The organism is Rhizobium sp. 25PS6 (genome assembly GCF_032464655.1).
Taxonomy (GTDB): Bacteria; Pseudomonadota; Alphaproteobacteria; order Rhizobiales; family Rhizobiaceae; genus Rhizobium; species Rhizobium laguerreae.
The window spans coordinates 93,877-107,108 of the sequence record NZ_JAWDIV010000012.1 but is presented as its reverse complement, the minus strand read 5'-3'; the positions used below and the strand labels follow the sequence as shown (position 1 = coordinate 107,108).

Here is a 13,232-nt window from a genome sequence, read left to right as displayed (position 1 = left end):
CGGACCAAGTGATGTTTCCGAGCCCGGCGCCCGCCCGCTCTGCAAAGCGCCCCGGCAGCGCATGGCTGACGATTGCCGCCACTATCGCTCTCATTGCCATGCTGCCGATCGGGGGATTGCTCATCGAAGCCTCGAAGGGTTCGGCGGGTCTTTGGGGACATCTTTTCTCGACCATCCTTCCCGTCGCGCTTCTCGACACCGTCATTCTCCTTGTGGGGGTCGGCGTCATCACTGCAGTTGTTGGCACGACGACGGCATGGCTGGTGACCGCCTATGATTTTCCCGGCAGGCATGCTCTGGAGTGGATGCTGCTTCTGCCGCTTGCCGTTCCGACCTACATCGTCGCCTATGCCTATCTGGATATAATGCATCCGATCGGTCCGGTGCAGGATGCCGTGCGCTGGTTGCTAGGCTACGAGACCCCGCGCCAGTTTCGCCTTCCGGACGTCCGTTCCATGACTGGCTGCATCCTGCTTCTCGGGATCGTGCTCTACCCCTATGTCTACATCCCCACGCGCGCGATGTTCCTCACGCAATCCGGCAATCTCGTCGATGCTGCACGTACGCTCGGTACATCTCGCCGCGCGGTCTTCTGGCGGGTCGCTCTGCCGCTCGCGCGCCCCGCTGTTGCCGTGGGTATCAGCCTTGCACTCATGGAAACGTTGAACGATATAGGCGCCGCCGAATTCCTCGGTGTCCGGACGATCACCGTTTCCATCTACACCACCTGGGTCACCCGCTCCGATTTATCGGGAGCGTCGCAGATCGCCCTTGCCCTTCTTCTCATCGTCGTCGCAATTGTTGCGGTTGAGCGATGGGCGCGACGCAAGCAGGGCTACTCGATCGATGTGCGCCGGATGCGAAGTTTCCAACCGCGGCGGGTATCCTTGGGAAAAGGCGTACTGCTGTTTCTCGGCGGTCTTCTGCCTGTCATCCTGGGCTTTGGCGCGCCCGCGCTCTATCTGTTGATCGAAGCGGCAAAACGCTATCGGTTCGCCGGCATATCCCCACGGATCATCGATGAGGCCGTGAATACGATCGCTATCGCCACCCTGGCGACAATCACGACCGTCATCCTTGGCCTTCTCGCCGTCTACGCGACCCGCCTGCGGCCGGGCCAACCGTCCTCCTGGCTCCTGCGCTGTTCCACGATTGGCTATGCGGCTCCCGGCACCGTGGTCGCCATTGGCGTGCTGATCATCCTTGGCGGGTTCGATCAGTTTATCGACCGCACCGCGCTTTCCTTGTTTGATGTGTCCACTGGTCTGCTCCTGATGGGATCGGGTGCTGCCGTCATATATGCGCTCATCGTGCGCTTTCTGGCGATCTCCGCCGGCGGCATAGAAGCCGGTCTATCGCGCATTTCCCTGTCGCTTGATCATGCGTCACGTTCGCTGGGGCAGTCCACCGCAGGCACCCTGCGCTACGTGCATTTGCCGCTTTCGAAGGCGGCAATCTCAGCTGCCGCGCTACTGGTCTTCGTCGATTGTGTAAAGGAGCTGCCGGCGACGCTCCTCCTGCGGCCACTCAATGTCGAGACATTCGCAACTCATCTTTATGGAGAGGCTGCCAGAGGCACTTACGAGGAAGCCTCGATTGCAGCGCTCGCCATCGTGCTGATCGGCATCCTGCCCGCTATTTTGCTATCGCGGATCGGACGTATCCGCTAGCCGGCATGCCGATGGGTATGCCGGCTCTGCGACCTCCACTAAACAACGCAAAGCCACAAACCGGTCGCCGTGGGCAATATCGTGGCCAAATGGCTGCTTGACCTCTGAATGCAGCCACGAGCATCGGTGTGGGTGATGCCTTTGTGTCGTTTGAGGACGTCGAGCGCTAGCCTATTGTCCGCCCAGTTTCCAGCTGTCCCCAGACGGGCAGGCTACGCCGTTGAAGCGCGTCACGCCGTCGAGAGATTGCCGACTGGTAACAAAACCACGACATCCGTCCGGCCCATCGTTACTGGCATCGATCTGCTCGATAACACCCGCGCTACCCGTCGATGGGTTGGCCCAAGCAAGCGCCGTTGCACCGACAGCACCGCGACCTACAGTATCTGCGATCACCGCTTGATCGGTCAAAGGCGTCTGGTGCTGGATTGCTGACTGGGCGAGGGGCGTCTCAAGCGGGTCGATATGTGAGCATGCCGCCAAAGCCGCGACGCTCATTGCCGAGGTAAAGTGCTTCAGATTCATCGGTCGGATAAAGCGTTTTGCTAGTTATGTTTCAAGTTACTCATGGTTCACAATGTTGCGAGGTTTGAAGAAAACGCGGTCGCTTGGAGACGCCGCGAACGTGTTCTTGAAAGGGTGGTCAAGCGACTACAATGAGCACGGCCGGACAATGATCTCTATGCGTTTCAACCGTTAGGACGATGACCAATGACCCAGGTCTCCGTTGCTCGCCCAGGCGGCACCCAGTAGTCTCGCCGTCTCACCGACAGGTTCTTAGTGAAACGCAGCGATTCGATGGCCATTCTGTTCAAAACAACAATCAGCGAAAACTCGGCTTTCGAGATGATCGAACGGTCACTGTCAGGCGCTTACCAATATGACGGTTACCTCAATGTCGTTAGCGATGCGGGCGAGACGGCATTGTCTTGGAGTCCGGCAATGCATGCCGAAGAGTTCAAGGCAGAGGTCAGCCAAATCCTGCGGCAGACTTGGGATGCTGCCCGCTTCTGGGTCATCTATGAGCGCCGCGAAGACCGGGGGGATGCAGAAGGGACTGAGATCCGTAACGCGGCTTTCCGCCTGACGCGCGGGTACAGCGGCGTTATCGTTGTCACACTCAGCCTCCTTGGGAAGCGCGACAGCGCCAATGACCTGGAGCTCGTCTTCGTCTGCTTCGAGCAGGATTTTCACAGGAGGAATTTTCGCGTGCGCTATGAGGGTAAGCCGATACCAAACCGGGATTGATGTCGCTCAAAGACGTGTTGCTCACGCACGCGACCCGTTCTACCTGCTGGGACTACTAGGATAGGATAGGGACGGGAGTCTCTGATGGATTGACGGGCCGCCCGGCGTTAGACAAAACGCGTCAGCAGGAGTTTATCGATGCGTGTTGCCGCCATCCTCTTTATAGCAGTGTGCCTATTTCTGGCCGGGGCGACCGCTTCGCGCGCATATGTGAGCAACTCGAACCTTTGGCTGCTCGCCACTGCCCTTATCCTCTACACATTAGGCAATCTTTCGATGATCGCTCACATGCGGACGAGCGGGCTTTCCCTTGCTATTTCGTTGTCGTCGGTCGCGCAGCTCATCGCCATCAACGCGATCGCCGTTTTGGTTTTCGATGAGCGGCTCGGCTGGCATCAGGCGGTTGGCGTAGTCCTCGGGATAGCATCGGTTACGCTCATGGTGATCGGGTGAACCGCTCTCAATTGCGTTTCCTTGACTACGGCGGATGGCAGTCGTGGGGTGGACTCTTCTGGACGAGCAACGGCGTGCGGCGATGTGGCAGCGGTATTGGACAAGAGGCTCGGCCGAAATCAGGCTTGGGTGCCAAGGCGACATGAATATGTACGATTCAATACTTCTTTTCCTTGCTGGCTTGTTGGCAGGCAGCATGAATGCGTTGGCGGGCGGCGGGTCGTTCGTATCCCTGCCTGCGCTGATATCTGTCGGAGTGCCGTCGGTAGCCGCAAACGCGACAAGCACCTTAGCCTTGTTTCCCGGCGGCATGGCCAGCTCGTGGGTCTACCGTGACGGGGTTAGGAGTGTGTGCGGCGTCAATGTCGTGCCCATTGCCATCGTGACGGTAATGGGTGGTGTGGCTGGAAGCATTCTATTGCTGCTGACCCCATCCAGGATCTTCGATGGTCTCCTGCCATGGCTTTTGCTGGTCGCGACATTGATGCTGGCGGCAGGTCCGAGGGTCAGCGCGGTATTCCGGACGCAGGCACGTCCGAGTGTTCTGACCTTCGCAACGGTTCAATTCTTTCTCGGTCTTTATGGCGGCTATTTTGGCGGCGCGGTGGGTCTTATGATGCTTGCGGCATGGAGCGCGCTCGGGGGCGGGGCCATTAAGAGCCTGAATCCGACAAGAATGGTGATGGTTACTGCCGCAAACGCGGTCGCCGTCATCGTCTTCGTACTTGCCGGGGCAATCGTCTGGCAGGAATGCATTGCCATGACGATTGGAGCCGTTATCGGCGGGTGGATCGGAGCGCATGTCGGACGAAGGCTGCCATCATCGGTTGTTCGGGTGCTAACCCTCGCGGTCGCCTTATTAACGACCGCGGTGTTCTTTTCGCGAGCTTACCTTTGAGCGGAGGTCCGGCCCCACAGAGGCACGCTTTAACCCCGGAAAATCCAGCTCTGGCTGGCCCAAGAACCCGGAGCACTTCAGTCGCCCGACAGTCGGCGTGGCCTATCGAAAAGATCGCCGCCATGCACCGCGTGCGCCGCGGCAGCGACACGATCTCATACGACATTATCCGAAGTCCCCAACCCTGCCTACGCTGAAAACAACCTCGGGCTCGCCTTCCTCGCCGACAACAGGGTCATTCTGCCGCCGCCATACCACGACCCCAGCGTGTTTAGTTATCAGTATCTCGGCCCCCTCGATCTCGGCCTCCTCGTTCGCCGCCACCCTTGGCTCGAACGCTCGGATGGCCTGATCTCGGTCATCAAGGTCAAATGCGACGATGTAGACAGTGGTGAACGTGCCGGGCATGCAGGTCTCCCTTCCGTTGCGAAACGGAACGTCGACCGCTGATGTTCCAAGCTGTTCGAGCAGTCGAGACGAGTTGGGCTAGGAGCGCCAATGCTGGCGATCAACGGCGCGTTCAGCGGGAAGGTCTTACGCCGAATATCCCGAAAATCACTCCGAATTCTCCGGAATGGACGTGGCCGTCTTGACGTTTTCCTATGTATGCGAAATGCTAAGATGTCAGACCAATTCTTTAAGTCGGCTGCCTGATAAGAAAATGGGGAACCATGAAGGCAAATCGCAGCGACAGGCCGGTGATCCGGCCGCTTCCGGTCATGGACCGCGCGCGTCAGGTGACCGATGCGCTGGCGGATTATGTCGAGGAAGCCAGATTGAAGGCGGGCGACCGTTTGCCGGCTGAGCGCGAGCTGATGACCGCTCTTGCCGTCGGCCGCTCGACCATTCGCGAGGCGATCCGGCATTTCCAGGCGCTCGGTGTCATTGAGACGCGCAAGGGAAGCGGCACTTATCTGCTGAAGCCCGTGTCAAGGGCGACGATCCACATGCCGCTATCGTTCGATACCGCACACCTTCGCGACGTGCTGCTGCAAACGCTGGAGGTACGCCGTGGAATTGAATGCGAGGCGGGCATGGTGGCGGCGCGACGGCGCACGAGCACGGACCTCGTCATCATCGAGGAAAAGCTGAACGCCATGGAGCGGGTGCACCTGGAGAAGGGCACTTCCGGGCCGGAGGATCTGGCCTTCCATCTCGCCGTTTACGACGCCGCCCACAATCCGCTGTTTCGACAGCTTCTCGAGCAGATGCGCGAGACATTCGAGCGCTTCTGGGCGCATCCCTTCGACCGGCAGGATTTCGCGCGCCGGTCTTTTCCCTTTCACCGCACCCTTTTCAACGCGATCGCTGCCGGGGATCCCGAGGCGGCGCGCACAGAAACATTGAAAATTCTCGCCATCGTCGAGGAAGACATCAAGGAAATGTCCAAATGAGCAACGGCGCAGAACCGTTCGATCTTGCTTCCCTCATCACCGCGCATGACGAAGGCAACTTCGCCGACGCCGTCGTGCCGCCGATTTTTCAGACCTCGCTTTTCACCTTTTCCGATTACGACGACATGATCGCCTCCTATCGCGGCGAGAAGGTGCGGCCGATCTACACGCGCGGGCTGAACCCGACGGTGCGCGCCTTCGAGGAAATGCTCGCCAAGCTCGAAGGTGCCGAGGATGCGCTGGGTTTTGCCAGCGGCATGGCGGCGATCTCGTCGGCAGTCTTAAGCTTCGTTGAGCCGGGCGACCGCATCGTCGCGGTCAAGCACGTCTATCCCGACGCCTTCCGCCTGTTCGGCACCATCCTGAAGCGGATGAAGATCGAGGTGACCTATGTCGACGGGCGCGACAACGAGGCGGTCGCCAAGGCGCTGCCCGGCGCCAAGCTCTTCTACATGGAAAGCCCGACGAGCTGGGTGATGGAGGCACATGATGTCGCCGCACTCGCCGCACTCGCCAGACAACATGGCGCCGTCTCGATGATCGACAACAGCTGGGCGAGCCCTTTCTTCCAGCGGCCTCTGACACTCGGCGTCGATCTCGTCATCCATTCGGCCTCGAAATATCTCGGCGGCCACAGCGATGTGGTGGCGGGCATCATCGCCGGCTCGAAGGCGATGATCGCTCGCGTCAAGGCCGAGGCCTATCCCTATCTTGGCGGCAAGCTTTCGCCGTTCGACGCCTGGCTGCTGATCCGCGGGTTGCGCACGCTGCCGCTCCGCATGCGAGCCCACGAGGCATCGGCGCTTGAAATCGCCAGGCGCCTGCAGAAGCTCGACGTGGTGGAGACGGTCTGCCATCCGGGGCTCGCCAACCGTCTGCCCACTGGCCTCAACGGCACCTCGGGCCTGTTTTCCTTCATATTCCGCGAAGGCGTCGATATCCGCACCTTCGCCGATCACCTCAAGCTCTTCAAACTGGGTGTAAGCTGGGGTGGACATGAAAGCCTGATCGTACCGGGCGAGGTGGTGCTTCAGCAGAAGGCACAGCCAAATTCCGCACATGCCTTCGGCATCCATGCGCGATCCGTACGTCTCCATGTCGGCCTCGAAGGAACCGAGGCTTTGTGGAGAGATATCGAGGAGGCGCTCGCCGCCGCCTCACAATCCTGAAACCCGAGAGAGACCTAACAAGGGGGAACTGAGCCATGAAAAAACTAATAATCTCGACGCTCTTTGCTTCGATGATGGCGGGTACGGCCTTTGCCGATACGACGCTCAAACTTGTCGAAGTCATCACCAGCCCGGAGCGCACCGAAACGCTGAAATCGATCGTCGGCAAATTCGAAGCCGCCAATCCCGGCACCAAGGTCGACATCATCTCGCTGCCCTGGAATGAAGCGTTCCAGAAGTTTGCGACCATGGTGTCTGCCGGCGACGTGCCCGATGTGATGGAGATGCCCGATACCTGGCTGTCGCTCTATGCCAATAACGGCATGCTCGAGAGCCTGGAGCCCTACCTCGAAAAGTGGGAGCACACCAAGGAACTGACGCCGCGCGCGCTCGAACTCGGCCGCGACGTCAAGAACACCGCCTATATGCTGCCCTACGGCTTCTACCTCAGGGCGATGTTCTACAACAAGAAGCTGCTTGCCGAAGCCGGCGTCGCCGCGCCGCCGAAGACGATGGAAGAATTTACTGCCGCTTCGGAAAAGGTTTCCAAACTGCCCGGCAAATACGGCTACTGCATGCGCGGCGGACCGGGCGGCCTCAACGGCTGGATGATCTTCGCCGCCTCGATGGCCGGCTCGAACAAGTATTTCAACGACGACGGGACCTCGACGATGAACAGCCCGGGCTGGGCCAAGGGCATCGAATGGATGGTCGATCTCTACAAGAAAGGCTATGCGCCGAAGGACAGCGTCAACTGGGGCTTCAACGAAGTCGTCGCCGGCTTCTATTCCGGCACCTGCGCCTTCCTCGACCAGGATCCGGACGCGCTGATCGCCATCGCCGAGCGTATGAAGAAGGAGGATTTCGGTGTCGCACCGCTGCCGAAGGGTCCGGACGGCAAGTCCTTCCCGACGATCGGTTACGGCGGCTGGTCGATGTTCACGACCAGCGGCAACAAGGATCTTTCCTGGAAGCTGATAGCCACCCTCGAAGGGCCGGAAGGTAATCTTGAGTGGAACAAGCGCATCGGCGCTCTGCCGGCCTATACGGCGGCCGAGAAGGATCCCTTCTACGCCGGTGACCAGTTCAAGGGCTGGTTCGAGGAATTGGCGGATCCGAACACGGTACCAACAGTCATGCCGACCTACCTCGAGGAATTCGCCTTCTTCAAGGATTCGCTGGCGATCAAGACCTCGCAGCAAGCATTGCTCGGCGATATCTCGGCGAAGGATTTGGCCGACCAATGGGCCGAATATCTCACCAAGGCGCAGCAGAAGTTCCTCGCCAAGAAATAAGCGACGGATCGACGGCGGCGGCCTCAACACAGGCCGCCGCCGCTTTTTTGATGACACAGACGGCGCATAAACGCCGCGAACGGGAACTCTTGGCTGATGACCATTTCCGCCGATACGCTCGACATGCGTCGCGACCGCAGGCCGTGGCTGCGTCGCGTTGCCGATGCTTCGGAGCCCTATCTCTACAGCGCGCCGTCGCTGATCTTGATTATTGCGGTGATGCTGGTGCCGTTGACCGTCGGCATCTCCTACGCTTTCCGCGATATCCAGCTGCTCAATCCGTTTTCCGGCGGCTTCATCGGGCTCGATCATTTCCGCGAGCTTGCAGGCGATGCCGCCTTCTACGGCGCGCTTCGGAACACGCTGTGGTGGACCGGCGCCTCCGTCGTCCTGCAGTTCGTCTTCGGGCTGATCCTGGCGCTGCTGCTCGACAAGCCGTTCAAAGGCAGGGCAATCGCGCAGGCGCTGGTCTTCCTGCCGTGGGCCGTGCCGTCTTTTCTCGCCGGCCTCAACTGGGCCTGGCTGTTCAATCCCGTCATCGGACCGATCCCGCACTGGCTCTTCGCCCTCGGGCTGATGGATGAGCCGGGCAATATCCTCTCCGATCCCAACTATGCGATGTGGGGGCCGATCGTCGCCAATGTCTGGTGGGGCATTCCCTTCTTCGCCATCACGCTGCTTGCGGCGCTGCAGGCGATCCCGCGTGATCTCTATGAGGCGGCATCGATCGACGGCGCCGGCTGGTTCCAGCGCTTCCGCTCGATCACCCTGCCGTTTCTGGCGCCAACGATTGCCATTACCGTGCTGCTACGCACCGTGTGGATTTCCAACTTCGCCGATCTGATTGTCGTCATGACCAGTGGCGGGCCGGCGGACCGGACGCAGATTGTCGCCAGCTACATCTTCACGACGGCCTTCCGGCGGCTCGATTTCGGTTATGCCTCGGCGATCGCGCTGGTGCTGCTCGTGCTGCTGCTTGCCTATTCGATGCTGATCATCCTGCTCCGGCAGACGCTGCTGAACAAGGATTGAGATCATGAGACGATCCGTCATTCCGACCATCGCACACCGCCTGGCGATCCTCTGCTACATCGCCTTTTCGCTCTTTCCACTGTTCTGGCTGCTCAAGGTCTCGGTAACGCCGAACGACCTGCTCTATAGCGAGGGCGTTCGCATGTGGCCGTCGCGCACGACATGGGATCACTATGCCTTCGTGCTGCGCCACAGCGCCTTTCCGACCTTTTTCAAGAACAGCCTGATCGTCTCGGCCTCGACGGCCGTCACCGTGACCATCTGCGCTTCGCTGTCCGGCTACGCATTGTCGCGCTTCAATTTCCGGGCAAAATACTGGATCGTCGCCCTGATGCTGCTGACCCAAATGTTTCCGCTGGTGATGCTGGTGGCGCCGATCTTCAAGATTCTGTCGCCGCTGCATCTGACCAACAGTCTGACCGGGCTCGTCATCGTCTACACCGCCTTCAACGTGCCTTTCGCCACCTTCCTGATGCAGTCCTTCTTCGACGGCATTCCGAGGGATCTCGAAGAGGCGGCGAAGATCGACGGGGCGACGCAGTTCACGGCGTTTCGCCAGATCATCCTGCCGCTGACGCTGCCGGGGATCGCCGCCACACTCGGTTTCGTCTTCACTGCCGCCTGGAGCGAGCTGCTCTTCGCGCTGATGCTGATCAACGGCAATGACGCGGCGACCTTCCCGGTCGGACTTCTCACCTTCGTTTCGAAATTCTCGGTGGATTTCGGGCAGATGATGGCAGCGGGCGTCATGGCGCTCATTCCGGCCGGCCTCTTCTTCCTCCTCATCCAGCGCTATCTCGTCCAGGGCCTGACGGCCGGCGCGGTCAAGGGTTAAACAAATGGCATCGATCGATATCCGGAATATCCACAAAGCCTATGGCCATGTGCAGGTGCTGCATGGCGTCAACCTGGAAATCCAGGACGGCGAATTCGTCGTGCTTGTCGGTCCGTCCGGCTGCGGCAAGTCCACGCTGCTGCGGATGATCGCCGGGCTGGAGGAGGTCACCGGGGGTGAGATCCGCATCGCCGGCAATAGGGTCAACGAGCTGCATCCGAGGGATCGCGACATCGCCATGGTGTTCCAGTCCTACGCGCTCTATCCGCATATGAATGTCGCCGGCAATATGAGCTACAGCCTCAGGCTGCGGAAGGTGGCGAAGGAGAAGATTGCAGGCGCGGTGGCCGCGGCTGCCGCCAAGCTTGGCCTCGATCCGCTGCTCGAACGCAGGCCGAAGGCGCTTTCCGGCGGCCAGCGCCAGCGCGTCGCCATGGGCCGCGCCATCGTGCGCCAGCCAAAAGCCTTCCTGTTCGACGAACCGCTGTCGAACCTCGATGCGCGCCTGCGCGAACAGATGCGCGCCGAAATCAAGAAACTGCATGGCGACCTGAAGGCGACCTCGATCTACGTGACCCACGACCAGATCGAGGCAATGACGCTGGCGGACCGGATCGTCGCCATGCATGGTGGGGTGGTCCAGCAGGTTGGCAGTCCCCTGGAACTCTACGACCGCCCCGCCAATCTTTTTGTTGCTGGCTTCATCGGCTCGCCGGGGATGAATTTCCTCGAGGCCACCTATGATGCCGGCGGCGTGAAGCTGAAGGAAGGCACGATCGTGCCGCTTGCAAAGCCTCTGCCGCTTTCAGATGGCGCAAAGGTGACGCTCGGCATCCGGCCGGAGCATGTGCTGATGAGCGACGGTGGGGCGGGGCTTGCCGCGGATGTGGAACTCGTCGAGCCCACGGGTTTCGGCATCATCTTGCATCTTGCCCTGCATGGTCTGCCGTTCAAGATCTTCACGCTGAACCGCGACGCGCTGAAGGCGGGGCCGAAGGTCAATGTGGCCTTCCCCGCCCAATATCTGCACGTGTTCGATGTCGAGGGAAAACGCGTCGATTGAGCCGCTGGGCTGGTGGCTCGCTGCTATCGGTTTTGGCATAGTGTCTCCGGCAGGGGCGGGGAGGCAGAACATGCTTGTTGCGCAGATATCCGATATCCATGCGAGGCCGGACCTTTCGTCGCTGCGGACGCTGGAGCGAGCGATAGCGTGGCTGAAGACGTTCCGCCCGGATGTGCTTGTTGTCACCGGAGATCTGGTAGATGACGGATGGCGGCACGGCTATCGCCTTGTCGCCGAAAACTTGCGGTCGCTGGACTGCCCTGTCCACCTGTTGCCGGGCAACGGTGACGATCTGCAATTGATGCGTTCCGAACTGGCCGCCGTCGGCACGTGGATCAATGCGACGGGACCGATGCATTTCCGGACAGCCGTCGGTGGGCTGATCCTCTTCGGTGTCGATGTGACCGTCGCCGGTCAGAGCTACGGCGACGTCCTGCCGCATCTGCCGTGGCTGATGAGCGCGCTTCCGGACGTGACGACGCCCTCGCTTCTCTTCATGCATCAGCCGCCATTGAGGATCGGCATCGAGGTGCTGGACCGGGTCGGATGCAGAAACGGCAGTGCGCTTCTCAGCACCCTGGAGGCGGTGAACAGGCCGCCGCTGGCGATTCTTTGCGGCCATGTTCACCGACCCGCATTTGGCCGGCTGGGATTGATCTCTGTCCAGACCTGCGGCTCCCTTTGCCCGCCCAATCCGCTTCTGCTGGAAGGCCGTGGCGATCTTCCGGTGATCGACGCTCCGTCCTTCCTCGTGCATGAGGTCAGCGACGGAGGGCTTGTTTCTCATGTGGTATCGGTTCTGGCATCCGATGGCAGCGCATGAAATGGATTGACTGGGGAAACCCTCACGTGCGGCGGGTGGAAAAATCTTTTGCCCCATCGCCCAGGAGGGCTATATCGTCCGTGTGATCTTGCTGGACTGGATGCCATGACCGACACTGTTCTCGACCGCTTTCTCCGTTATGTCGTTATCGACACGCAATCCGACCCTGCCTCGTCGACGCAGCCGACCACGGCCAAGCAGAAGGATCTCGGCCGGGTTCTGGTCGATGAACTGCTGAAGATCGGTCTTGCGGACGCACATCTCGATGAGCACGGCTATGTCTATGCGACCATTCCGGCCAATAGCGACAAGACGGTACCGGTCATCTGTTTCTGCTCGCACATGGATACGGCACCCGATTTCAGCGGCACCGATGTCAAGCCGCAAATCATCGGGAATTATGCCGGCGGGGATATTAGGCTTGCCGGCGATCCGAGCCGGGTGATCCGCGTCAGCGAGCACCCTGAGCTGAAAAACCAGATCGGCAACGACATTATCACGACCGATGGAACGACATTGCTCGGCGCCGACGACAAGGCGGGACTGGCGGAGATCATGACCGCCGCCCAGTTCCTCGTCGACAATCCCGAGATCAGGCATGGGACGATCAAGATCCTATTCACGCCGGACGAGGAGGTCGGGCGCGGCGTCAACAAGGTGGATCTAGCGAAACTCGGAGCCGACTTCGCCTATACGATGGACGGCGAGACGGCCGGCCATATCGAGGATGAGACCTTCTCGGCCGACGGCGTCGAGATCAGCATATCAGGTGTGGCGATCCATCCCGGTTTTGCCAAGGACCGCATGGAAAACGCCATCAAGATCGCCGGCGCCATCATCGACCGGCTGCCGAGGGATCTTGCGCCGGAGACCACTGAAGGCAGGCAGGGTTTCATCCATCCCACCGGCGTGACCGGCTCGATGGAGAAGGCGTCGCTGAGCCTCATCATCCGTGACTTCACCGACAAGGGGCTGACGGAAAAGGAAACGACGCTCGAAGCTATCGTCAAGGACGTGATGGCTGGCTATCCCGGCTCGACCTATCGCTTCGAGGTGAAGGAGCAGTATCGCAACATGAAGGTGGTGCTCGATCGTCACCCCGAGATCGTCGAGAACGCCATCGAGGCGGTGCGCCGGGCCGGCATGACGCCGGTGCGCGGCAGCATCCGCGGCGGCACGGATGGCTCGCGTCTTTCCTTCAAGGGATTGCCGTGCCCGAATATTTTCGCCGGCGGCCATGCATTCCACTCGCCGCTCGAATGGGTCAGCCGCCAGGATATGGAAAAGGCCGTCAAAACGATCGTGGAATTGGTGAGGGTCTGGGAAGAGCGCGCCTAAAGCAATTCCAGCAA

14 protein-coding genes are annotated in these 13,232 nt (G+C 60.3%); 12 read left to right on the top strand and 2 right to left on the bottom strand.

From position 1 onward, the window contains the following. The first annotated feature begins 11 nt into the window (after positions 1 to 11). Positions 12 to 1,670 (top strand): ABC transporter permease, encoded by a 1,659-nt coding sequence (locus RWK44_RS18640; protein WP_077980172.1) that lies wholly within the window; start codon positions 12 to 14, stop codon positions 1,668 to 1,670. Positions 1,671 to 1,841: 171 nt separating this feature from the next. On the opposite strand, the gene RWK44_RS18635 is transcribed toward RWK44_RS18640, so the two are convergent. Beyond that, a complete protein-coding gene (locus RWK44_RS18635) occupies positions 1,842 to 2,195 on the bottom strand; it encodes an RT0821/Lpp0805 family surface protein (protein WP_316029232.1) in 354 nt (117 codons plus the stop codon). A gap of 273 nt (positions 2,196 to 2,468) precedes the next feature. Between RWK44_RS18635 and RWK44_RS18630 the strand changes: the two genes are divergently transcribed. From RWK44_RS18630 to RWK44_RS18620, 3 genes are all read left to right on the top strand, one after another. Next, complete coding sequence (locus RWK44_RS18630) at positions 2,469 to 2,918, top strand: hypothetical protein (protein WP_168282149.1); 450 nt, start codon at positions 2,469 to 2,471, stop codon at positions 2,916 to 2,918. A gap of 138 nt (positions 2,919 to 3,056) precedes the next feature. Further along, positions 3,057 to 3,371, top strand: a complete 315-nt coding sequence (locus RWK44_RS18625; protein ID WP_131662320.1) for an EamA family transporter — start codon at positions 3,057 to 3,059, stop codon at positions 3,369 to 3,371. Between the two features lie 148 nt (positions 3,372 to 3,519). Beyond that, positions 3,520 to 4,269 carry a sulfite exporter TauE/SafE family protein gene (locus tag RWK44_RS18620; RefSeq protein WP_131662319.1) on the top strand — a complete coding sequence of 250 codons (750 nt, stop codon included), beginning with the start codon at positions 3,520 to 3,522 and terminating at the stop codon, positions 4,267 to 4,269. Positions 4,270 to 4,434: 165 nt separating this feature from the next. Here RWK44_RS18620 and RWK44_RS18615 read toward each other — a convergent pair whose 3' ends face one another. After that, on the bottom strand, positions 4,435 to 4,677 hold the full coding sequence (locus RWK44_RS18615) for a hypothetical protein (protein ID WP_316029231.1): 243 nt from the start codon (positions 4,675 to 4,677) through the stop codon (positions 4,435 to 4,437). A gap of 263 nt (positions 4,678 to 4,940) precedes the next feature. On the opposite strand from RWK44_RS18615, the gene RWK44_RS18610 reads away from it, so the two are divergent. The 8 genes from RWK44_RS18610 to pepT all read left to right on the top strand — a co-directional run bounded on the left by RWK44_RS18610 (position 4,941) and on the right by pepT (position 13,218). Then, positions 4,941 to 5,663, top strand: a complete 723-nt coding sequence (locus RWK44_RS18610) for a FadR/GntR family transcriptional regulator (RefSeq protein ID WP_131662046.1) — start codon at positions 4,941 to 4,943, stop codon at positions 5,661 to 5,663. Beyond that, positions 5,660 to 6,832: a PLP-dependent transferase gene (locus tag RWK44_RS18605; RefSeq protein WP_316029230.1), complete on the top strand. Its 1,173-nt coding sequence runs from the start codon at positions 5,660 to 5,662 to the stop codon at positions 6,830 to 6,832. The genes RWK44_RS18610 and RWK44_RS18605 overlap by 4 nt, the downstream gene beginning before the upstream one ends. A 35-nt stretch (positions 6,833 to 6,867) precedes the next feature. Then, positions 6,868 to 8,127: an ABC transporter substrate-binding protein gene (locus RWK44_RS18600; protein WP_025397444.1), complete on the top strand. Its 1,260-nt coding sequence runs from the start codon at positions 6,868 to 6,870 to the stop codon at positions 8,125 to 8,127. A gap of 96 nt (positions 8,128 to 8,223) precedes the next feature. Continuing rightward, positions 8,224 to 9,159 (top strand): carbohydrate ABC transporter permease, encoded by a 936-nt coding sequence (locus tag RWK44_RS18595; RefSeq protein WP_077980165.1) that lies wholly within the window; start codon positions 8,224 to 8,226, stop codon positions 9,157 to 9,159. A 4-nt stretch (positions 9,160 to 9,163) separates the two neighbouring features. Next, entirely contained in the window at positions 9,164 to 9,994 is an 831-nt protein-coding gene (locus RWK44_RS18590) for a carbohydrate ABC transporter permease (protein WP_131640493.1), read from the top strand. Positions 9,995 to 9,998: 4 nt separating this feature from the next. Further along, a complete protein-coding gene (locus RWK44_RS18585; protein ID WP_168345770.1) occupies positions 9,999 to 11,057 on the top strand; it encodes an ABC transporter ATP-binding protein in 1,059 nt (352 codons plus the stop codon). A gap of 70 nt (positions 11,058 to 11,127) precedes the next feature. Further along, positions 11,128 to 11,880 (top strand): metallophosphoesterase, encoded by a 753-nt coding sequence (locus RWK44_RS18580; RefSeq protein ID WP_221970146.1) that lies wholly within the window; start codon positions 11,128 to 11,130, stop codon positions 11,878 to 11,880. Positions 11,881 to 11,985: 105 nt separating this feature from the next. Next, positions 11,986 to 13,218, top strand: a complete 1,233-nt coding sequence (gene pepT / locus RWK44_RS18575) for a peptidase T (protein ID WP_316029229.1) — start codon at positions 11,986 to 11,988, stop codon at positions 13,216 to 13,218. Positions 13,219 to 13,232 lie beyond the last annotated feature (14 nt).